The organism is Mesorhizobium sp. RIZ17, from assembly GCF_051127865.1.
Classification (GTDB): Bacteria; Pseudomonadota; Alphaproteobacteria; order Rhizobiales; family Rhizobiaceae; genus Mesorhizobium; species Mesorhizobium humile.
Genome location: NZ_CP147861.1, coordinates 3,242,191 through 3,261,397 on the forward strand (window position 1 = coordinate 3,242,191; position 19,207 = coordinate 3,261,397).

Consider the following 19,207-nt stretch of genomic DNA (forward strand, 5'->3'; position numbering starts at 1 on the left):
TAGTGATACTGGATTATCCCAATACGGAATAATCCGAAACTGGCTGGCGGTGAGCCGCCTCGTTTCTGGCCGGCTCATTTGAGGCCAAGCCTCCTTCGATCGCCAGCCAACGGCGGCGTCTGGAAAGCTGACTTCGACGCGTCGTAACAAGGGCCGCGGCCAGGCCAAGCTTGCCGAGGCGCTTCGTCACCGGCAGCGCGATTGCCTTGGGCGCGCCGGATAGACTCCCCCAAGGATGCCCGGTGTGTGGCGTTGCCGCTCACCGCCGGCGAGTGGCACCGAGCCCTACGCCGTCTGCGCTTTTTCCCGAATTGCGCGTGCCGCAGCCACCATGTTCACCAGGGCAGGGCGGACCTCCTCCCACCTGCGCGTTTTGAGACCGCAGTCGGGATTCACCCACAGTTGGCCATCCGACAATCGCTCGCGCGCAAGCATGATGAGGTTGGAAATTTCGCCCACTTCCGGGACCCGCGGCGAGTGAATGTCATAGACGCCGGGACCGATCTCGTTCGGATACTTGAAGGTTCGCAGCGTATCGAGCAGTTCCATCTGCGAGCGCGAGGTTTCAATGGAGATCACATCGGCATCCATTGCAGCAATCGCGTCCACGATGTCGCCGAACTCGGAGTAGCACATATGGGTGTGAATCTGGGTCGCATCGCCAACCGCCGTTGAAGCCAGCCGGAAGCATTCGACGGCCCAGTCGAGATAGGTTTCCCAGTCGGCCTCACGAAGCGGCAAGCCCTCGCGCAGTGCGGCTTCGTCGATCTGGATCATCCTGGCGCCGGCCTTTTCGAGGTCGCTCACTTCATCGCGAATGGCGAGCGCGACCTGGCGGCAGACGGCTGAGCGCGGAAGGTCGTCCCGGACGAAGGACCAGTTGAGGATCGTCACCGGGCCGGTAAGCATGCCCTTCACCGGCTTCGGCGTCAGCGACTGGGCGTATCGCCACCAGTGTAGTGTCATCGGATTTTGTCGCGACACATCGCCAATGATGATCGGGGGTCGCACAAAGCGCGAGCCATAGCTCTGCACCCACCCGTGTTGCGTGAAGACGAAGCCGCAGAGCTGCTCGGCGAAATACTGCACCATATCGTTGCGCTCGAATTCGCCGTGGACCAGCACGTCGAGTCCGATCTCTTCTTGCCAGCGAACGGCGGCTTCAATCTCTTTCTTCAGGAACGCCTCGTAGTCGACGTAACTCAGCTCGCCCTTGGCATGAGCTGCCCGCGCCTTGCGAACCTCGGCTGTTTGCGGGAAGGAGCCGATCGTCGTGGTGGGGAAGAAAGGCAAACCAAACGTGTCGGCCTGAAGCTTGGAGCGCACGTCGAATGCGCTCTTCCGGCGCGACATGGCGACCTTGATGCTGGCGACCCGGCCTTCGACGAGCGGATCATGCACCTTCGCGGATGTCGCGCGAGCGGCGGCAGCCTCAGCCGACGCCTCTAGTTCGGCGGCGACCGCGTCCCGGCCTTCAGCCAGGGCACGGGCGAGCACGACCAGCTCGTCGGTTTTTTGCGCCGCGAAGGCGAGCCACGATTTCACGTCCGCATCGAGTGCCGTCTCCATGTCCAGGTCGATCGGCACATGCAGCATCGAGCAGGACGGGGCGATCTCCACGCGGTCCAGCGGCCAGCCGGCGACGATCGGCTTGATGCGGTCAAGTATGGCAGGCAGGTTCGCGCGCCAGACGTTGCGGCCGTCGATCAGCCCGAGCGAGAGCACAAGTTCCTTCTGCGCGAGCCGGCCGACGGTCTCCAACTGCTCTGGAGCGCGCACGAGATCGACGTGCAGTCCCGCCACGGGCAGAGAAATTGCGGTCTCGAGATTGTCTCCCAGCGATCCGAAATAGGTAGCGACCATGATCTTCAACTCCGGTGCTGCTTTTGACAGCCGGCAGTAGGCGAATTGGAGCGCATCCCGTTCGTTGGGAACCAGATCGACCACGAGCGCCGGCTCATCGATCTGCACCCAATCGGCTCCCGCGAGCTTCAGCCTCCGCAGGAGCTCCTCGTAGACGGGCAGCAGCCGTGGCAGGAGCGCGATAGGGTTGAAACCTTCCTCAGGTGACTTCGCCAACTTGAGAAACGTAACCGGTCCAAGCAGGACCGGGCGCGTGTGGATGCCGAGCACCTTGGCCTCGAGGAAATGATCGACCGGTTTCGCCGACGAGAGGGCAAAGCTCTGATCGTCCGTGAGTTCCGGCACAATGTAGTGATAGTTGGTGTCGAACCATTTGGTCATTTCCATCGCGGCAAGGCCATGCCCGTTGGCCGCATGCTCGTTACCGGCATGTCCACAATCCGCGGCCTGATCTTGGTTGCCGCGCGCCATTGCGAAATAGGTATCGAGTGGGACCTCGCCGTCAGTCCAGGTGTATCGTGCCGGCACGGCGCCGACCATGGCGACGGTGTCGAGCACATGGTCATAAAGCGAGAAATCGTTGGAGGGGATTTTCGACACGCCGCGATCGTGCTGCTCCCTCCAACTGGCGGCGCGTAGCGCCTTCGCCGTCGCGAGCAGGTCGGCAGCGGGAGATTTTCCGGACCAGTAGCTTTCAAGCGCGAATTTGAGTTCCCGCCGTCGACCGATACGCGGCACGCCGAGCGTTGCCACTGGAATGTGTTGAGAGACAGTCATGCCATACCCCGATGGTTGGGGCGTGGGGACAAGGAACGCGCGAGCAGGCGGCACGAAGCCAGGCTACCGCGGCCACCGAGACACCCCGCCCGTGGACGTTGTTCGTCGTGGCAGGTCTCCTGGCTCGCGGGTCAAAGCCTCTGCCCGTCTTCCCGAGGCCGTTCGCCTCAGTGACACCAATGGGCTTGGCTCGCCGCTAACAGTTGCGGGGGCAGCGCCGGCATCGCACCGGCTTCCCTCTTAGCTCCGCTACAGCAGTGCCGCGCGGAGAACCACGACATGCGCACAATCACAGCAGCTTCGCTCCTTGTCAATACATATAACGAGATGTTTATGTGATGATGCGAATAATGCCCTTGCGCTGATCGGTCTCTTTCGCCCAAAGCCGCTTACGATGCCGCCTCTTATCAGTGCAGGCTCGGAGAGATCCTTGTCCCCATCGGCGACGCCGGATCAGATCGAGGTCGCCGGGCTCAAAGGGCGTAAAGTCGGGCCAGGTCGTCACGGTCAGCCGGGAATCCCGGTACTTGTTCCCGCTCGGCTTCGCTCAGCGTGCTTGCGCACTCGCCCATCAGCACGCTGATAACCATGTCCGGAAGCGGAAAGGAGAGGTGGCGCCTCAGGTCGGCGGACTGGGGTGGGCCGCCAGCGTCTCGAACAACTGCGCGGCGATCGCCTCGACCTGCTGCGCGAGCAGCTTCACCCTGCGATTGCTGAAGGCCGGCGCCACGATCGTGCGTAACCGGGCATGCTCGCCCCCCTCGTGCGAGACCAGCCACCCCGGCGAACCGAGAATCACCGAATCCGGGGTGAATGCCGCACTCTCTAAGCGACGGAAGGGCGGAAGCTGACCGGCAGGCGCTGCGGGAAGCGAATGACGTAAGACGGCATGTAGACGACGTCCTCCGCAGCGATGGTCAGCGCCAGATCCTCCAGCCGCCCGAACAGCGCGGGGAAGGCGCAGCGCAATTCCAGGCGCGCCAGCGCAGCGCCCAGGCAGGAATGCGGCCCCTCGCCGAATGACAAATGCGGGTTGTGCCGCCGGGTGACATCGAACCTGTTGGCGCCGGGACCGAAGGCCTTTTCGTCCCGGTTCGCCGCATGGAACGCCATCAGGACGGCATCGCCGCGGCGGACCAGGCATCCGTCGATCTCCACGTCCTGGGTGGCATAGCGGAACGGCAGATTGGCCGCTGAGCTGCCCCAGCGCAGGATCTCCTCGATCGCCTGTGACCACGGAACTTGGCCGCTGCGCACCAAGTGCAGTTGCTGCGGATGCGTCAGCAATGCCAGCACGCCATTGCCGATGACGCCGGCGGTGGTCACGAAGCCCGCAGAGAGCACCATGAACAGCATGTCGATGAGCTCGGTGTCGGAAACGAGCTCGCCTTTGTCACGCGCGACGATCAGGGCCGAAGCCAGATCATCGCCGAGCTGGCCCCGCTTGAGCGCGATCAGGCGACGGAAGAACTCCGGGATGCGCTGCCGCGTCTGTCGCACCTCTTCGCCTGTGGCGGAGGTGTTGGCCAGGCTGTAGGTGAGCGCGACGATCTCTTCGCGCTGTTCGTCCGGCAAACCGAACAGTTCGGCGATCACGTTGGTGGGCAGCGGAGCGGCGAACTCGCTCATCAGATCGGCACTGCCGCCGTGCTGCGCCATCTCGGCCAGGAGTCGATCGACGCATTGTTCGACCCGTGGCGCCAGCAAGGCGATACGACTGGGCGCGAAGCTGCTGGACAGCAGGCCGCGCAAGCGCCGGTGATCGGCGCCGTGCGCCGTGGTCATGTTGTCCACTTTGCATATCCCGATCAGCGGATGATCCTCGGGAATCTCGCCGTCCTGCAGCGCCCGCCACTGTCGCCAGTCCTTGTTGAAACGCTGGTCGGAAAGCATCTGCCTGAGCGTCTGGTGACGGGCTGCCGCCCAGGTCACCACATCGCCTGGCAGCGACACTCGCGCCATCCCCCCCTGCCGCAGAATCGCAGAAGAAAGACGATCAAGTTGCGTGGGAGCGGCCGGCACACCGATCACGTCGCAATGATCGTTTTCTACGCGCATGCCAACAACTCCTTTAAGAACCATCGCGGGTCCACTTCTCGGCACGGAAGATCCGCGCGCGGACTTCGAAAAGTGCCCCGTGCTTCGTCCTCAGAAGCGGTAGGTGAGACCTGCGCCTATCAACCAGGGATCGAGCTTGGCCTTGCCCGTGAGCTTGGCGCCGGCGACAGTGACGTCGAAGTCGGGCTTGAGGAAAAGCTTCTTCACGTCGAAGTTGACGCCCCAGTGCTGGTCCACCATGTAGTCGAATCCGACCTGCAGCGCGGCGCCGAATGTGTTCTTGACCTTGAGATCATCGGCGCTGCCGACTTGCTGATGATAGAAGATCGTATAGTTCACGCCGGCGCCGATATAGGGCTCGAAGGCGCCGAAATCGGTAAAATGATACTGCAATGTGAGCGTGGGCGGCAGCAGCCAAACCTTGCCGACCTTGCCAAGCCCGCCGATCGCACCTTGGCCATCGATGTTGGCATAGGTGGTGCCGAGTATGAGTTCGGCGGCGATGTTGTCCGTGAAGAAGTATGAAATATCGAGTTCCGGCGTCACGGTGTCCGAATACGAAAGACCGGAGCCGGGCACCGCATTGACATAGCCCGAATCCTCGGTGATCACCCCCAACGCACGCAGGCGGATCTGCCAGGGGCTTGGCGCTTCCGCGACGCAGGCTTCTGCCTGCGGGACGCTCGCGGCTTGCCCAACATCTGCCGCGCCGGCCTGTCCCGCAACGATGAGGACGACAGCCGCTGTCATTGCCCGCGCCACGCCAATTCGCGCTCTCGCCATACTTTTCTCTCCTTGATCTTCAGAAGCGACGCACTGCGCCTTGATTGAATCCTGCTCGCATCAATCGAGATTGACGGAGCGCTCATGCGGGATAGCCCCCGCATGTGTCGTGCCAAATGAGAAAATCGTTGCAGAACAATGCGGTCACTCCGATAGCGCTGTGTCTCATGTCCGACTTCGTCGAAGATCCGACAATGAGTGCAGCCGTAGCCGCCCCTGGTAGCCGTTCGTCAACATCGGCCGGCAGTTCGTTGGCATGCTCGTACTCGGCTTCGAGTTTTGGCGTATTCTGCGTTCAGCGCTTTGATCGGCGCCTGCTGCTTCGCCGTCAGGCCGGGGAACGTTCCAGCCAGTTGGCGCAGTTCGTGGGCATGTCCGTAAGGCGTCTCGACCGCGACCGATATGGGCGGGAAATCCTTTGGCAGCATGCGCCAGCCGCCATCTGATCGGGCCATGTAGCGGATCGCGTTCAAGACCTCGCGCAGGTCCGTCACCACGCGCCGCCCGGTCTTGGCCGCGCCCGGCAGGAACGGTTTATCCGCGACCATTCCTCATGCGTCAGATCGGAGGGGATAGCGCTTGGTCTTCTTCTTGATATCGGCCACACGGCCACGCGTCGCTCGGGTCCACATCCCAAGCTTGAAACACGATTAATCCCGCCAATCCGCTGCCCGGCCTGCAGCAGGCCCCTCTTCGGGCGGCAATTAATCCTGCTTCGGTTTGAAATTCGCTACGAGAGCACGATATCGTTGTGACGACCGACCTGGATTGATCATCAAGTGGCCGATACCGCCGTAGAATGCGACGAAAAGGCGCGTGGCCGTTCTGAACCCCCGGGGCGGCCGCCGCGCAATCGTGCGGTGATGAAGCACTCCGATGTCCTTGGCGGGCTCGATTACCTGGCGGCGGACTATCACCGGCAGGATTTCTCCAAGCATGTCCACAACGAGTATCTGATCGGGCTGATCGAGCGAGGCGTCCATGATGTTTGGTGCCGAGGTGAGGTTTGGCACGCCGGTAGCGGCACCGTCGCGACCTTCGCGCCCGGGGAACCGCATTTCGGGGGTGCTGGTGACGATCTTGGCTGGAGCCAGAAGATCTTTTACATGCCCGAAGTCCTTATCCGGCAAGTCCTTGAGGACAGCGGCCAAAACGAACCCGGAACGATCGACTTCAAAAGCCCGTTCCAGGAGAATGCCCCAGTTGCACACGGCCTCAGCGCGTTTTGGCGCCTGCTTGAACATGGGCATAGCTCGGCACTGGAGATCGAGGAGTATCTGATCCGTTTCCTGCACCACGTCTTCGCAGAGGCCGGCGGGTCGCGCGTTGCTGAGCGAAAATTGGTACCGCCGAGGTTCCGCGACGTCCGTGACTTCATCCATGCCCACTCCGACGAAGTCCTGCAGCTCGCCGCCCTGGCCGCCCTCGCCGGATGCTCCAAGGCGACCTTGATCGATGGCTTCAAGGCGCATTTCGGGTTGCCCCCCACCCGCTACCTCATCCAGGTCCGCATCGACGAGGCGCGACGGCTGCTGAGGCGAGGTCAGCAGGTCGCCGAGGTCGCCGTCGCGGTAGGGTTCGCGGACCAGAGCCACCTGACCCGGCACTTCAAGGCGGTGCTGGGGGTGACGCCGGCGCGTTACCTCTCGGTTTGAATATCGTTCAATAAAGCGCGCGGCGAACCGTCTAGCTTGGACGCTCAATGGATGAAACGAGCGTCAGACCATGAACGAAAGCAAGCAGACCCGCCCCCGCGACTTCACCAGCGACAACATCGCCGGCGTCTCCCCCGAGGTGATCGCAGCCATCACCGCGTGCGCGTCGGGTCAGGCGCTTCCCTACGGCAACGATGAGCTGACGCATACCGTCGAGCGCCAGCTCGCCGAGGTGTTCGAGCATGCGGTCGACGTGTTCCTCGTTTCGACGGGGTCGGCGGCGAACGCGCTGGCGCTGGCGGCGATTACGCCGCCATGGGGCAGCATCCTCTCGCACGCCGACGCGCACATCAACCGCGACGAGTGCGGCGCGCCGGAGTTCTACACAGCCGGTGCGAAGTTGGTGCAGCTTCCAGGCGAGGCTGGCAAAATCGACATCGACGCCTTGGCGGCCAATGCAACGCGCATGGTGGGCGACATCCACTCGGTCCAGCCCTCCAGCGTCAGCATCACGCAGGCGACCGAGATGGGATCGGTCTACGCGCTCGACGAGATCAAGGCCATCAGCCATATCTGCCGGTCAGCGAACCTGCCGCTCCACATGGACGGTGCTCGCTTCGCCAACGCCCTCGTCACTCTGCGCTGCTCGCCGGCCGAGATGACGTGGAAGGCCGGCGTCGACCTTGTGTCATTTGGCGCCACGAAGAATGGAACGTTTGGGGTCGATGCGGTCGTCTCGTTCCGCGGAGATCTCGCGAGCACGATAGCCTTTCGCCGCAAGCGGGCCGGCCAGTTGAGTTCCAAGATGCGCTTCATGGCGGCGCAAATGGACGGTTATCTGAGGGACGGTGTCTGGCTTCGCAACGCGACCCATGCCAATGCGATGGCATCGGCGCTCGCGCAGGGGTTGGCCCTGGTGCCAAGCGTGAAAATCCAGCAGCGTCCGGAGGCCAACATCCTATTCTGCCGACTTCCCACGTCCCTGATCCGGGGGCTGCTCGACATGGGATTCCGCTTCTACCATGATCGCTGGCAGACCGGGATCGTGAGGTTCGTCACCTCTTTCGCGACGACCGAGGCCGACGTGTCCGACTTGATCGGCGCGGCGACCAGCCTCTGCGTACCGGTCGGCTCGGCTCGTCTTCCGGCTGGCGCCGAATGAGTGTGGCGCCGTCGAGCGCTCTCGCCGCCCGTCACGGACCGTTCAAGGCATTTTCAAACGGCCTCTTAGGTATGTTCTCTTTGCTCGACTGCATTGATGATCCGAGCGTTCTGGCCGCACGGGGATTTCAGGCCGTATCTTTTGTCCCAGACTCTTTCCAGACCTGCAACCTCATCCTACCTCGGCAAGGCGGCTTCACCGTGCGGTCACGAAGTAACCAGGTTGATTTGCAGGTCCCCTATCTCCGCAATTCGCCTCAAGTCATCGGTATCCTGTTGCTTGTAATATTTATTTTGCAATTTTTTATCATATTTTTGATGAAAAATGCTGTTCACTCGGCTGTTCACTCTTCCGAGTTACTTAAAAGAGTGAGTCGGATCTGCGCGGATAGCAGCATGAATCGGGATTTTGACCACTAGCAGGAGAAAATATGCCTTCCATATCTACTCGCCGCGCCAACGCAACGGACGCAGGGACGGTCGTCCGTTTTATTCACGCCCTACTCGATGAACTCACTGGCGGGAAAGCGCCCGCGCCCGACGACGTGAAACAAAGCGCGGAGATAATGCTTGCCGACGCTGGCGTGGTCGCAGTGATCGCAACTGCAGATGACGAGCCGGTCGGCATCATGGTGCTGAATGAATGCACGGCGATCTATGCAGGCGGTAAGTTCGGCTATATTTCGGAGCTGTATGTTCGACCCGAAAAGCGCTCCAAAGGGATTGCCCCTCAACTGCTTGAGGTCGCCTCGCGGGAAGGCCGTGCGCGTGGTTGGAAGCGACTTGAGCTTGCAGCGCCCAGGCAACCAAAATGGAAGCGCACGCTCGATTTCTACCTGCGCAACGGGTTCGAGGAACTCGGCCCTCGGCTCTTTCGGATTATCTAGACTCAGAGTTTGCTATGGGCTGGCTCAAAGCAACCTGTCGCACAATGTGACAGAATGCGAGCGGAACCATCCTGATGCTACGGCCGAATGATCGATCTCGCAGGTTAGGGCACCTCGGTGCATTTGCATCAGCGTTTTGGCTTTGGACTTCCTCACGTGATGCGACGAGGCGGGCCTTGTGACGCCTCTGGCGATCGACCTCCGTTTCGGCTTCAAGCATACGCTTCAGCAAAGCGGCGTTCTCGGTGACCAGCGCCGCTCTTCGATCTGCAGAACCTGGATCAGTCATCCTGCTGGGCGAGCTGCCGGGCCCGCTCGGCTGCGGCCTTGTTCCAGACGGCGATCCGAGAATTTGAGCGTCTGATGAACGGCTTCAGGGCATGCGATAAGGTCGCCTCGGCAGTAAGCGTCACCGCGTCCTTCGTCTCGCTCTTCACTATGAACACATGGTTGCAGTCCTGCTGGTGGAACGTGAGACCAGCGGAGCCGTCATCGCCAGCAACCGGTCGAATTGAGGCGGGAAAATTCCACGGCGCGATCGTACCAGCAACGCCGGTCGGCTGCTTCAGCACCAGCATGCGCCGGTCCGCCGAGGGCGGGGGAGATCATCTCGCCATAGACGCGATTGGCCTTCGGCGTACCATTGCAGATACGCGGGCCGCGCGAGACTTCCGAACTGGCTTCGCAAGCGACTTGCCCATCTCCGCCGCAAGAATGGCAGCAAGGCGGACGGCATGGTCGATGATCAGCTGATGCCAGCGCCACAGCATGTCGCGGGCCGCAAGCGGCCGCCTTTGTGCTGTCATCGGGCACTTGAAATAACCGTCTGTTGGTAGTCAGGCTGCCCTGTAGCCGACGGGGGAAATGCGTTGGTGTTTCTTCTTGTAGATGCAGTAAGTGAGCAAATCATAGGTATTTGAGAAGCTGTGCAACCAGAATATGTGGGGTTCGCCGTTCGCATCACAAAAGATGCTTTCGCCTTCGCCCACCGGACCCCGCTTTCGGCTGGTTGCGTGATCGCAGATCGCGGAATAGGCAACTTCAGTGGTGATTCCGGGAAAGTGCTCAGCAAGCGCTTTCGATCTCGGGAAATAGGCTACATTGTCGATCCCAGCCTTCTCGCAGATATCTCTGTGATAGGGATGCCGGCTGACAACGCCGAAGGCAGGAAAGTCCGGATCGCGTTCGCAAACCATTTGCCAAAGCGTCGTCGTAAGGGTGTTCCCGTAGCGCTTGCGAAGCTGCTCGATACTCTTCCATTCAAATGAGCAGTCCAGCGCTTCGGGACGAAATCTTCCCCCGAGAAACAAGAGACGGCGCCCGCCATAATTGGCTTCCGCCTCCATTGCCTGATGGAATGTCGGGTTCAGCGTGGACTCATTGTCGCCCAGAAGCAGGGAGCGATGCCAAGGCAGAAGATCATGTGTAATCTCATGTGCGATGAGGAAGCGTCGCTTCAGCTCGGCTACGTCATCATCGATGAAGATTCGCTTGTCGCCTTCCTTCAGCATAAGGATACCACGAAGGCCATATTGCTGGACCACATCGACCATGCGCTTGGCGGTACTGGTGATCTCGTTCCCAGCGATTCGCGCCCGGTGGGCGATCTCATCCAGTAGGCTCAAATTCGCTTTGCTATAATAGGTAAGGTCAAGCTTTTGCAGCGCGCGTACCTGCTCGAGCCGTAACGGGGGCTCCGGATTGCCGAGATCACGTAGCAGACGTGATATGTGCTCATGGATATCTCGGCGCTCAAAGTCCCCGATTATCGGCTCAATCGCGGACATGGTCATCCATTCTTCTTATCGATTGACGCCAGTACCTTGACGAAATCGTTGAGGTCGCGCCTTTCAGCCTGGCTTAGCTTCGACAGGTCGTCCGACCTCGCGGCAAAACGATGCGCCGCTTCGGTGAGATTATCGTTCTGCGCAGACGACGCCGCGGTCAGCTGTTCTACAGCACGTGCTGAAACCCCAATGAACTCGGCTAGCTGATGAACGGTACGCGGGCCTGGAACATAGCAGGGATCCTTCTCCACCTTCTCCAATTCCGCCGCATCAACACGAATTTTGGCAGCCAACTGCGCAATGCTCAATCCGTCCTTGCGTCGAAGCTGATGCACCAATTTAAACAGCACAACAGTTTTGTGTTCAGAGGCAGCCGAAGGCTGCCCCGCAGTTGCTTGATGACGAGACTTCTCCTGCATAAGACGCTCAAGCGGAGCTGCATCGCGCAGCGGGAGTCCCGCGTCGCAATCGACATCTGGATCATGTTCGATATGGCTGCGTAGCCAATCGGCAGTGAAATGTAATTTCATGGTCGACTCCTCTTGCTAGTGTTGCACGGATAGGAAAGTCGCAGCATCCCTGCTGGAAAGCTCGAAGTATCTCAGCCCTTTATGCACTCCTTCGCTATCCGCTCCAAGATCCGTCATTCCGATCGCATCCCGGTAGAAAACCTCTGCGCCAGGAAGGGAATGCAGACCGATCCGGCCAGCAAACTCTTCTTCCAGGCTCAAGCTGACGGCCGTGCCTACGAGCACACGCCCTGCGCCCTTGTAAGTCGGCTCAGCAACCAGCTTTGGTCGATTCCATGGCGCCGTCGCCAAGAACTCCACGTAGATCAGCGGCAGTCGCTGATGCTCGGGATGGCGACTGAAGCAGTCCTGGCCACCTTTGCGCGTCATCATGATGGCCTGTGTGCTGCCACCACATTCGAGCACGAAGAAATCGAACAGGAACGGGTCGTTCAGCGCTGCCAGCGCCTTCTTGCCCCATTCCCAATGGGCGTCTTCGGCATTGACCTCCGCTAGAGTCTGAAGAGAGGCCTTGGCTTCCCTGCGACGCAACTCAAAAAGCGGTCGCCAGCGTCCTTCGATATGAGCGAGATTCGTGCTGTCCAGGCCATGATACAGATCTGCATCTTCGAACCGGCCTGTTGCCCGATTTAAGAGAAAGACGCGATCGATCAGCTCTTTCATAGAACCATCAGTTCTACTTTTTCTGACTTATCCGCGCTTTCGACAAACACCTTTTCGCCACGCGCCAGTCGATCGTCGACTGACTTGTAGAGCCGCAGCGCCTGGCGAACGAGCGCGGTTTTGGACAGCCCTTTTTCTTCACACATGGTTTCAAGGACGCTCATTTCCGCGTCCGACAAGTTAAGCGTCATCGTGCGCTTCATAGGGCGCCTCCTAACCGGCATTGTTTATGTAGCTATAAAGTCCATAATTGTCAATCAAAAAATGAGGAGAAAATAGCTATTAAATAGCTAGACATTGGCTAAAAATTGCATATATGTTTTGTGCAGAATGAGAGACAAGGAGGCTTCGATGCCTGACGTGACGAACTTTACATACAAGCTGGACGGCCGCGTCGTGGCTACCAATGACGCCATCATTTCTGGTCGCGAGGTCCGCGCCCTCGGTGGGCTAGATCCGGCCAGCGACTATATTCTCATCCAGATAGCGGACAGGACATCGCGTTCGATCGGCCTTGAGGAAACGATCGACCTGCGGGAGACGCCCCCCTCTGAGTTCCTTTCATTCGAAGGCGACAGGGCCTTTTCTTTCACCGTCAACGAGCGTGGCTGGGAGTGGGGATCGGCGACAATCTCCGCCGCCGACATCTATCGCTACGGGAGCATCGACGGGGATCTCGAGCTGATCCTGGACAGCGCCGGCGATACGGTCATTCCCGCTGACGGCGCGGTGACTCTTGGCGGACAGGGCGTCGAGCGCATCCGCAGCCGCGAGGCGAAAACGGTGGTCATCAAGGTCAACGGTCGATCGCGTACGGTACCCAGGAGAAAGCACAGCTATCGCGAGATTGCACTGCTCGCCTACCCCGACGCCGACTTTGAGAAGTTCAAGTACACGATCACGTACCTGAAAGGTGTCCACGGCGCGGAAGGTGATCTGGTGGAGGGCGAGAACATCGAAGTCAAGAACGGGATGGTCTTCAATGTCCGCCGATCTGATAAATCGTGATCCGCATCTGAAGCGGCTGCTGGACGAGGGGTTTGAGCTCGAGATGCGCGAGCTCGTTCTTCTCCTCGTTCACAGCGTCCCCTACGTGAAGCGCGACAAGTCGCTTGGCCGCGGCACGCTTGTCTGCACTCTGTCGCTGGATACCCAAGGCTTGACCTCAACTCCACAAACCGACCACACCATGTGGTTCACCGGAGAGACGCCTTGCCATCGCGATGGCACGCCGATGACCAATATCATCCACAACAGCAACGAGGCGACTGTCGGATCCGACATCAAGGTCCACCACTATTTCTCGTCGAAGCCAGAAGGGACTGGCCAGTATGCCAACATTTACGACAAGGTTGTCACCTACGAATCGCACCTCGGCGCCGCCGCCCGTTCGCACGACAAGACCGCGAACGCGCGCACAGGCGTCACGTTGGCCAGCGCGGAGGACGACAGCCCCTTCGCGATCCCCGATTGTGCATCAGCCCGCTATGGAATCGTCATCGCCAACCGCAAGCTCAAGGGCCGCATTGCAATCATCGGCCTCGGCGGCACCGGTGCCTATCTGCTCGATCTCGCCGCCAAGACACGCGTTGCCGAGATCCACATCTACGACGATGACCAACTTCTCAACCACAATCTTTTCCGTTCGCCCGGTGCTCCCGAACTGGCGCTGGCGAAGAATTTTCCCCGCAAGGTCGATTATTACGCAGCGCTTTACGCGCGCATGCACAAGGGCGTGAAGCCGCACGCCACCAGGGTCAAGGCTGACAACATTGACGAATTTGCCGGTTATGACTTCGTCTTCGTCTGTGTTGACAAGGGATCGTCGCGGCGCGTGATTGCCGAAGGGCTGGTTCGCCTGGGCATTCCGTTCGTCGACACTGGCATTGGTCTTGGACTCGACGACAACACGCTCGATGGTTGCGCACGGGCGACTTTCATTGCCCCCGGCACGCCGTGGGCGGAGGTGGCGACCCATCTGTCGTTCGGTGACGACGATGAAGAGGCCGATGTGTACGGAACCGAGATCCAGACCGCCGAGCTCAATTCGTTGAACGCGATCATGGCGATCATGCGCTGGAAGCGCTGGCTGACCTTCTATCGTGATGAGCGCAACGAAAGGAACGCGACATACATGATCGAGGGCAACAACATCACCAACCGGGGGGCATGATGGCTCGGGTGGATCGTCTTACAACCGTCTTTGTCGAAGACATTCCCGAACAGCTGGAAGACGGGGTTCTTTACGTGTCGCGCCAATGCCACGTTGCCCTCCACAATTGCGCCTGTGGCTGTGGCGAGGAGGTTTCGACACCGCTCGTTCCAACCGAATATGACCTTGTCATGGAGGACGAGGGCGCCTCGATCTGGCCGTCGATCGGCAACCACGACTTCCCTTGTGGCTCACACTACATTGTCAAACGTGGCCGAATCCATTGGGCGGGCAAGATGTCTCGCGAGCAGATCGAAGCCGGCCGCGCCTATGACCGCCTTCTCAAGCGCGGCGCCAAGCCAAAGGGGCTCAGGGCCATCGTCGCATGGATCAAGCGCTTGTGGATCAAGTTCATCGGCTAATCAGCTGCGGCCGATGGCATCGCCTTTGCAAGCATGGATCAGGTCGACGACGCCTTCGGGAAAGTCGGCCTCTGCCGCGAGAATTGCACCTGCAACAACACGCGGCGTCTGTTCGGCAGGTTTGAGGATGACCGCGCAGCCCGCCGGCAGCACCGGCGGGATCCTGCGCGCGACCATCGAGGCAGCAACGCCGACCGACTGCTTGACCACCAGCACGCGCCGGTCCGACGGGGGCGGGGGAGATCGTCTCGCCATAGACACGATTGGCCTTCGGCGTACCATTGCAGATATGCGGGCCGCGTGAGGGACTTCGAACTGGCTTCGGCAAGCGGCTCGCCCATCTCCGCCGTAAGAATGGCAGCAAGGCCGACGGTATGGTCTATGATCAATGATGCCAGCGCCACAGCATGTCGCAGCACTCCCGGGCGGTCATGGCCGCCCATCCAGCCTGCGCCATATACGCTTGGTCGACCGCTGCGCGCCTCCTCGACCCCATGTCGGGAAATTTCCCTCAGCACGTCGCCAGTGGATGGATCAAGACCTCGAAAATTCGCTCGCCAGGCGGCGTGCCGAGTGGCGGCATGCGGTCGATAGCGCCGAACAGCTATGCAGATTTCAGGTGCAAGCGGTTGGCACAGAGGCACGTTTCGCGGGGGCACCGGCGTTAAGTCCTGCGGGCTGATAAAACCGCAGCGCAAGGCGTGGCGTCCAAGCATACGGCAAGCGGCAGTCTGCCGGCACTTGATGACGCCCGCGCGCCTGACGGCGCGTGCCGGGTGCTCGTGAACCGAGCCCGGTTTTCTTCGCGAGGCTCAGACGGCCTCGGCCATCCGGCTTCGCCGTCTCCTATAGCGCCAAGGGCGGACGGTCGCCCTTTGATGCGGTGATGATGTTGAAGATCATGGTGCTTCAGGCGCTCTACTGTCTCTCGGACGATCAGGCCGAGTTTCAGATAGGCTGTCGCCGATGGGCATGGCTCGCATATCCATCGCATGGATGCATTATATCCAAACAATCAAGTTTACCTATCCGTCATGATGCTGCATAGCGCCGCACCAGGAAAGCCAATGTCCCGTGCTTTCCAGCTCACGTTCACGAGCGTGGACTTTGTAGGAAGAACCAAGTCGAAACCGGCGCATCATAAGGGGCAGAGTATCCATGAACGCAATGGCGGCGGGGCAGGCCGGATCTGAACGTTTTATTGCTTTAGAGGGGTTGAGGGGGCTGGCTGCAGTTGGCGTCCTCTTGTCTCACGCCCTCTTCGCTGTCGAGCCAGGGATATTCAAAACCATGTACCCGTTGGCGCAAGCAGCGTGGCCAGAAATCGGATGGCCTGCTCAGCTTCTAACTATCCCCCCACTCAGCATGCTTATCAACGGAAGCTTTGCGGTTTGTGTATTCTTCGTTCTAAGCGGCTTCGTCCTTACCAAGTCTTTTGCTGACACTGGAAATGCGTCGGTGCTTGTATCCAGAGCAATCCGACGGATACCCCGCCTCGGCATTCCAATCGCGGCTTCAATCGTTTTTGCCGGTGCCATTTTTGCCATGGGGCTGATGAGAAATCTTGAAGTTGCTCCACTCACGGGCTCGATCTGGCTGACCTGGTATTACCCTAGCTCAATTACGGCCGCGAACATCGCCAAGGAGGCCCTATATGAGTCCTTATTTCTCGGTAAGAACAAACTCAATTCACCACTCTGGACGATGTCCATTGAGCTCGTCGGTTCATACTTAGCCTTCATGTTCGCCTTCGCTACGAGGTGGTTCACCTTCGCCCTCGTCACAGTTTTTGCCGCGGCTCTCTCTTTTGCGGTCCATATAGCTTACCTGCCCTTCGCCTTGTCGTTCGGGGTCGGCGTCCTCCTGACTCGCGTTTCTCCAGCGAAATGGTCTCACAAAGCCAAGATCGCAATCTTTCTTGCTGCCATCTATCTTGGCGGCTTCTCAAACGACATCTTGTATGAGCCGATCATCAAACTCTCCCCAATCGACTTTAATCCCCTGAAGGACGCAATGCACTGCGTCGGTGCAACCTTCCTTGTCGCTAGCGTTCTCGCGCTTCCATCGCTTCAGCGAGCCTTCTCGTCATACTTTTTCCCACTCCTGGGTCGATTGTCGTTCTCGGTCTACCTTCTTCATTTCCCTATCCTTTGTTCCCTCGGGTGCTTTGTCTATCTCTGGACTATCCAATGGGGGCATGCCATTGCGGCTAGTAGCACTGTCGTCATTGTACTTGTAACCACAATCATTGCTGCGGTGCCTTTTCAGCGCCTTGTAGACGTGAAGTCCATGGAAGTGGCCAAGAGGGTGGACCAATACCTGAGAGGTTTTTGCGTAAGACTGCGGAGCCGTAGACTGGCGCTGCGCTCAACCATTTGAGCGGGACAAACATAGCTAATCATTCTGACCTCAATAAAACGAAAGGTGCCCTGCCTTGGAAGAATTCGTATCACGCATCGCCACCAATGTCGGCGTCGACCCGGCTCTCGCAGACAAGGCCGTTGGCATGATGCTGGGTTTCCTGCAACGCGAGGCAGCCGACGGTGCCGCTGCGCGCATGATCGAGGCCATTCCCGGAGCTTCGGAATTAGTGGCGAAGCATGATGGTGAGGACGCAGAGGGCGGCAGCGTCCTCGCCGGAGGCGGCGTGGTGGGTTTCGGCCAGCAATTGATGAACGAGGGTCTCAGCCTGGGAAATATCGCCGGCCTTGCTAACGAGATGATCGCCTTCGCCAAGGAACATGCCGGCGACGAACTCGTGGACGAGGTCCTCAATTCCGTTCCCGGCCTTCCCCAGTTCGCCTGATCAGCAGCAGCCGGGTGGCGTACGATGTCGTGCGCCTCTTGCGCAGCTAGAGCAGATTCGACGTATTCCGGGTCATAGCCGTCTGCCTCGAAATAGTGGCTGCATTCCTCGGCTGTGAAAGCTGCGAGGCAGTTGGCCACGACCGACCAGAGTTCGTCGATGGTTCGGGTTGCAGCTTTTCTCAGGAGAGCCTGGAGCTTCGAGAAAGCCATCTCGATCGGGTTGAAGTCGGGCGAGTATGGCGGCAGGAACAGGAGCCGCGCCAACCTTCTCGATCACCTCGCGCACGCCGCTGATCTTGTGGGCGGGCACATCCTGGCAAATCACCGGGACAGTGAATCAGACAGGATCTATCGCGTGATTCCCAAACCGACTCTGTGTTCATCAAAAGATGCTCGAGGTATTCTCCGCCGCGTGTTCCGTACAGACCCTGCCAGACCACCAACCGCCGGGCGCGCAAAGCGAATGAACTTTGGAGTTCATTCGTCTACCCCAAAATCGACTGCAGGCGTACCGATGTGCATAACTTTAGGCGGCAAAGGCTTATCCTGAACGCTTTCGATGAAGCCCGCGAGATAAGCAAATGTATTGTACTTCTCAAGTACCAACCGCTTCGCCTCTCGTATTGCATCGCGACGTTCCTTCCAGAGGTCCGAGTCGATGGTTTCTCGGATCTTCTGAATTACATTCTTGTCCTCTGGATCAATCAGAACCATTGAGTCCGGGGGAAAGAACCTCGTGATTGCCGGGCTGCCGTAATAGATCGGCATTGTTTCAGCAACGAAGCAGTCCATAAGCTTCTCTGTAAAATAGTAATCAGCTCTAGTATTCTCAAAAGCTATACTGTAGCGGTAAGGTGCAAGTGCGTCCCATTTATCTCCAATCAGGTGAAAGCCTCGGCCGAACAGGTCGAACTCGAGCTCCCCTCTCAGCCGTTCCAAAAACGCCAGCCGATATCGATGTCCTTTAAGCATGGCGATGTTGCTGGTAATCCATGAGAGCCGACGCGGCTTGTCAACGACTTCGCTGACCAGAAGTTGGTCATACGTCTTTCTTACAGACCAAGACCGAGTGATAGGTGGAGACAAGACGAATCGACGCCCTGCATTCTGCCGAGCTACCAGCTCTGCGTCAGACGTCAGAACGATGGTATTTTCCCCCTGCCCAAGATGGAGGGCGCGATGAGCTTGCGTCGGCGGTTCGCCGATTGCAAAAATGGTCCTGTTCGGGCTCGCCTCGATATCAACAGGAAGTCCAAAAACAGAAGGAGAGTTAAAGATTATATGCCAATCCGGCGTGAAGGACGTCTTGCGTACAAAAGCGACATTGTTCCAGATTCCACTGCCCTTTGGAGTGAGATGGTGGATTGCGTCTTCCAGACCGCCCCAAGAATCGAGGCAGGCAGCAACTATGGGCGCCGGACGTTCCGTCAGCAATTTGGCGCTAGACAAAGCAGTTCGACTCCTTCACTTCGGTGGTACCGGCAGTAATTTCGGCACCAGGATCAGACCTCTCTGCGCCTATTCCCGTCGTGAGATGAAGCTAAAACGATCGGAATCGATGGCTAAACGGCACGCAGGTAAGCCCTTCGATATCGAAAAGTCTGGGAGAACTATGCTTGTAACCCCTACTCCTCCATCTCAATCGGCTTCCATAGTCCAGC

Annotated in this window: 20 protein-coding genes, 3 pseudogenes and 1 riboswitch; of the genes and pseudogenes, 10 read left to right on the forward strand and 13 right to left on the reverse strand. The window is 59.2% G+C overall.

Annotated features, from left to right (window positions below; all coding sequences use genetic code 11):
* Positions 1-285 precede the first annotated feature (285 nt).
* The 5 genes and pseudogenes from metE to WDX12_RS15545 all read right to left on the reverse strand — a co-directional run bounded on the left by metE (position 286) and on the right by WDX12_RS15545 (position 6,029).
* The gene (gene metE, locus WDX12_RS15525; RefSeq protein WP_434725644.1) at positions 286-2,616 is read right to left on the reverse strand and encodes a 5-methyltetrahydropteroyltriglutamate--homocysteine S-methyltransferase; all 2,331 of its coding nucleotides are present in this window, start codon (positions 2,614-2,616) and stop codon (positions 286-288) included.
* Positions 2,617-2,732: 116 nt separating this feature from the next.
* Positions 2,733-2,932: riboswitch (cobalamin riboswitch) on the reverse strand.
* Between the two features lie 274 nt (positions 2,933-3,206).
* A pseudogene (locus tag WDX12_RS15530) lies at positions 3,207-3,499 on the reverse strand (cytochrome P450); the annotation flags it as partial.
* On the reverse strand, positions 3,466-4,698 hold the full coding sequence (locus WDX12_RS15535; RefSeq protein ID WP_434725457.1) for a cytochrome P450 family protein: 1,233 nt from the start codon (positions 4,696-4,698) through the stop codon (positions 3,466-3,468). The pseudogene WDX12_RS15530 and the gene WDX12_RS15535, both read right to left, overlap by 34 nt.
* Positions 4,699-4,788: 90 nt before the next feature.
* On the reverse strand, positions 4,789-5,481 hold the full coding sequence (locus WDX12_RS15540) for an OmpW/AlkL family protein (RefSeq protein ID WP_434725458.1): 693 nt from the start codon (positions 5,479-5,481) through the stop codon (positions 4,789-4,791).
* A gap of 230 nt (positions 5,482-5,711) precedes the next feature.
* Positions 5,712-6,029 carry a transposase gene (locus WDX12_RS15545; protein WP_069091149.1) on the reverse strand — a complete coding sequence of 106 codons (318 nt, stop codon included), beginning with the start codon at positions 6,027-6,029 and terminating at the stop codon, positions 5,712-5,714.
* A 231-nt stretch (positions 6,030-6,260) separates the two neighbouring features.
* Here WDX12_RS15545 and WDX12_RS15550 point away from each other — a divergent pair, with 231 nt between their 5' ends.
* From WDX12_RS15550 to WDX12_RS15565, 4 genes are all read left to right on the forward strand, one after another.
* On the forward strand, positions 6,261-7,136 hold the full coding sequence (locus WDX12_RS15550) for an AraC family ligand binding domain-containing protein (RefSeq protein WP_434725459.1): 876 nt from the start codon (positions 6,261-6,263) through the stop codon (positions 7,134-7,136).
* Positions 7,137-7,206: 70 nt separating this feature from the next.
* The gene (locus WDX12_RS15555) at positions 7,207-8,298 is read left to right on the forward strand and encodes a threonine aldolase family protein (RefSeq protein WP_434725460.1); all 1,092 of its coding nucleotides are present in this window, start codon (positions 7,207-7,209) and stop codon (positions 8,296-8,298) included.
* Complete coding sequence (locus tag WDX12_RS15560; protein WP_434725461.1) at positions 8,295-8,717, forward strand: hypothetical protein; 423 nt, start codon at positions 8,295-8,297, stop codon at positions 8,715-8,717. Before WDX12_RS15555 ends, WDX12_RS15560 begins: the two co-directional genes overlap by 4 nt.
* An 11-nt stretch (positions 8,718-8,728) precedes the next feature.
* Positions 8,729-9,184, forward strand: coding sequence for a GNAT family N-acetyltransferase (locus WDX12_RS15565; protein WP_434725462.1), 456 nt, complete (start codon positions 8,729-8,731; stop codon positions 9,182-9,184).
* A gap of 281 nt (positions 9,185-9,465) precedes the next feature.
* Here the strand turns inward: WDX12_RS15565 and WDX12_RS15570 are convergent, their stop codons facing one another.
* From WDX12_RS15570 to WDX12_RS15590, 5 genes are all read right to left on the reverse strand, one after another.
* Complete coding sequence (locus WDX12_RS15570) at positions 9,466-9,762, reverse strand: hypothetical protein (protein ID WP_434725463.1); 297 nt, start codon at positions 9,760-9,762, stop codon at positions 9,466-9,468.
* A gap of 258 nt (positions 9,763-10,020) precedes the next feature.
* Entirely contained in the window at positions 10,021-10,977 is a 957-nt protein-coding gene (locus WDX12_RS15575) for an ImmA/IrrE family metallo-endopeptidase (RefSeq protein WP_434725464.1), read from the reverse strand.
* A complete protein-coding gene (locus WDX12_RS15580) occupies positions 10,974-11,501 on the reverse strand; it encodes a helix-turn-helix domain-containing protein (protein ID WP_434725465.1) in 528 nt (175 codons plus the stop codon). The genes WDX12_RS15575 and WDX12_RS15580 overlap by 4 nt, the downstream gene beginning before the upstream one ends.
* Positions 11,502-11,516: 15 nt before the next feature.
* A complete protein-coding gene (locus WDX12_RS15585) occupies positions 11,517-12,164 on the reverse strand; it encodes a hypothetical protein (protein ID WP_434725466.1) in 648 nt (215 codons plus the stop codon).
* Positions 12,161-12,367, reverse strand: a complete 207-nt coding sequence (locus WDX12_RS15590) for a ribbon-helix-helix protein, CopG family (protein ID WP_010913797.1) — start codon at positions 12,365-12,367, stop codon at positions 12,161-12,163. The genes WDX12_RS15585 and WDX12_RS15590 overlap by 4 nt, the downstream gene beginning before the upstream one ends.
* A gap of 148 nt (positions 12,368-12,515) precedes the next feature.
* Here WDX12_RS15590 and WDX12_RS15595 point away from each other — a divergent pair, with 148 nt between their 5' ends.
* Genes WDX12_RS15595 through WDX12_RS15605 form a run of 3 tightly spaced genes read left to right on the forward strand, consistent with a single transcriptional unit; the run spans position 12,516 to position 14,738 of the window.
* Positions 12,516-13,172, forward strand: coding sequence for a multiubiquitin domain-containing protein (locus tag WDX12_RS15595; protein WP_434725467.1), 657 nt, complete (start codon positions 12,516-12,518; stop codon positions 13,170-13,172).
* Positions 13,147-14,337 (forward strand): ThiF family adenylyltransferase, encoded by a 1,191-nt coding sequence (locus WDX12_RS15600; RefSeq protein WP_434725468.1) that lies wholly within the window; start codon positions 13,147-13,149, stop codon positions 14,335-14,337. The genes WDX12_RS15595 and WDX12_RS15600 overlap by 26 nt, the downstream gene beginning before the upstream one ends.
* Entirely contained in the window at positions 14,337-14,738 is a 402-nt protein-coding gene (locus tag WDX12_RS15605; protein ID WP_434725469.1) for a DUF6527 family protein, read from the forward strand. The genes WDX12_RS15600 and WDX12_RS15605 overlap by 1 nt, the downstream gene beginning before the upstream one ends.
* Here WDX12_RS15605 and WDX12_RS15610 read toward each other — a convergent pair whose 3' ends face one another.
* Positions 14,739-14,954, reverse strand: coding sequence for an aldehyde dehydrogenase family protein (locus WDX12_RS15610; RefSeq protein ID WP_434725470.1), 216 nt, complete (start codon positions 14,952-14,954; stop codon positions 14,739-14,741).
* A 640-nt stretch (positions 14,955-15,594) separates the two neighbouring features.
* Between WDX12_RS15610 and WDX12_RS15615 the strand changes: the two are divergent.
* From WDX12_RS15615 to WDX12_RS15625, 3 genes and pseudogenes are all read left to right on the forward strand, one after another.
* Positions 15,595-15,693 (forward strand): annotated as a pseudogene (locus WDX12_RS15615) (transposase); the annotation flags it as partial.
* A gap of 203 nt (positions 15,694-15,896) precedes the next feature.
* On the forward strand, positions 15,897-17,117 hold the full coding sequence (locus WDX12_RS15620) for an acyltransferase family protein (protein ID WP_434725471.1): 1,221 nt from the start codon (positions 15,897-15,899) through the stop codon (positions 17,115-17,117).
* 55 nt (positions 17,118-17,172) lie between these two features.
* Positions 17,173-17,544: a hypothetical protein gene (locus WDX12_RS15625; protein WP_044549118.1), complete on the forward strand. Its 372-nt coding sequence runs from the start codon at positions 17,173-17,175 to the stop codon at positions 17,542-17,544.
* Positions 17,545-17,609: 65 nt separating this feature from the next.
* On the opposite strand, the pseudogene WDX12_RS15630 reads toward WDX12_RS15625, so the two are convergent.
* Both WDX12_RS15630 and WDX12_RS15635 read right to left on the reverse strand, forming a co-directional pair.
* A pseudogene (locus WDX12_RS15630) lies at positions 17,610-17,871 on the reverse strand (transposase); the annotation flags it as partial.
* A gap of 152 nt (positions 17,872-18,023) precedes the next feature.
* A complete protein-coding gene (locus WDX12_RS15635) occupies positions 18,024-18,995 on the reverse strand; it encodes a glycosyltransferase family 10 domain-containing protein (protein WP_434725472.1) in 972 nt (323 codons plus the stop codon).
* Positions 18,996-19,207: the final 212 nt, after the last annotated feature.

Coding starts and splice junctions, on each gene's coding strand:
- WDX12_RS15535 (WP_434725457.1), bottom strand. CDS start 4,698: ATGCGCGTAGAAAACGATCATTGCGACGTGATCGGTGTGCCGGCCGCT.
- WDX12_RS15540 (WP_434725458.1), bottom strand. CDS start 5,481: ATGGCGAGAGCGCGAATTGGCGTGGCGCGGGCAATGACAGCGGCTGTC.
- WDX12_RS15545 (WP_069091149.1), bottom strand. CDS start 6,029: ATGGTCGCGGATAAACCGTTCCTGCCGGGCGCGGCCAAGACCGGGCGG.
- WDX12_RS15555 (WP_434725460.1), top strand. CDS start 7,207: ATGAACGAAAGCAAGCAGACCCGCCCCCGCGACTTCACCAGCGACAAC.
- WDX12_RS15560 (WP_434725461.1), top strand. CDS start 8,295: ATGAGTGTGGCGCCGTCGAGCGCTCTCGCCGCCCGTCACGGACCGTTC.
- WDX12_RS15565 (WP_434725462.1), top strand. CDS start 8,729: ATGCCTTCCATATCTACTCGCCGCGCCAACGCAACGGACGCAGGGACG.
- WDX12_RS15570 (WP_434725463.1), bottom strand. CDS start 9,762: ATGCTGGTGCTGAAGCAGCCGACCGGCGTTGCTGGTACGATCGCGCCG.
- WDX12_RS15575 (WP_434725464.1), bottom strand. CDS start 10,977: ATGACCATGTCCGCGATTGAGCCGATAATCGGGGACTTTGAGCGCCGA.
- WDX12_RS15580 (WP_434725465.1), bottom strand. CDS start 11,501: ATGAAATTACATTTCACTGCCGATTGGCTACGCAGCCATATCGAACAT.
- WDX12_RS15585 (WP_434725466.1), bottom strand. CDS start 12,164: ATGAAAGAGCTGATCGATCGCGTCTTTCTCTTAAATCGGGCAACAGGC.
- WDX12_RS15590 (WP_010913797.1), bottom strand. CDS start 12,367: ATGAAGCGCACGATGACGCTTAACTTGTCGGACGCGGAAATGAGCGTC.
- WDX12_RS15595 (WP_434725467.1), top strand. CDS start 12,516: ATGCCTGACGTGACGAACTTTACATACAAGCTGGACGGCCGCGTCGTG.
- WDX12_RS15600 (WP_434725468.1), top strand. CDS start 13,147: ATGTCCGCCGATCTGATAAATCGTGATCCGCATCTGAAGCGGCTGCTG.
- WDX12_RS15605 (WP_434725469.1), top strand. CDS start 14,337: ATGGCTCGGGTGGATCGTCTTACAACCGTCTTTGTCGAAGACATTCCC.
- WDX12_RS15620 (WP_434725471.1), top strand. CDS start 15,897: ATGAACGCAATGGCGGCGGGGCAGGCCGGATCTGAACGTTTTATTGCT.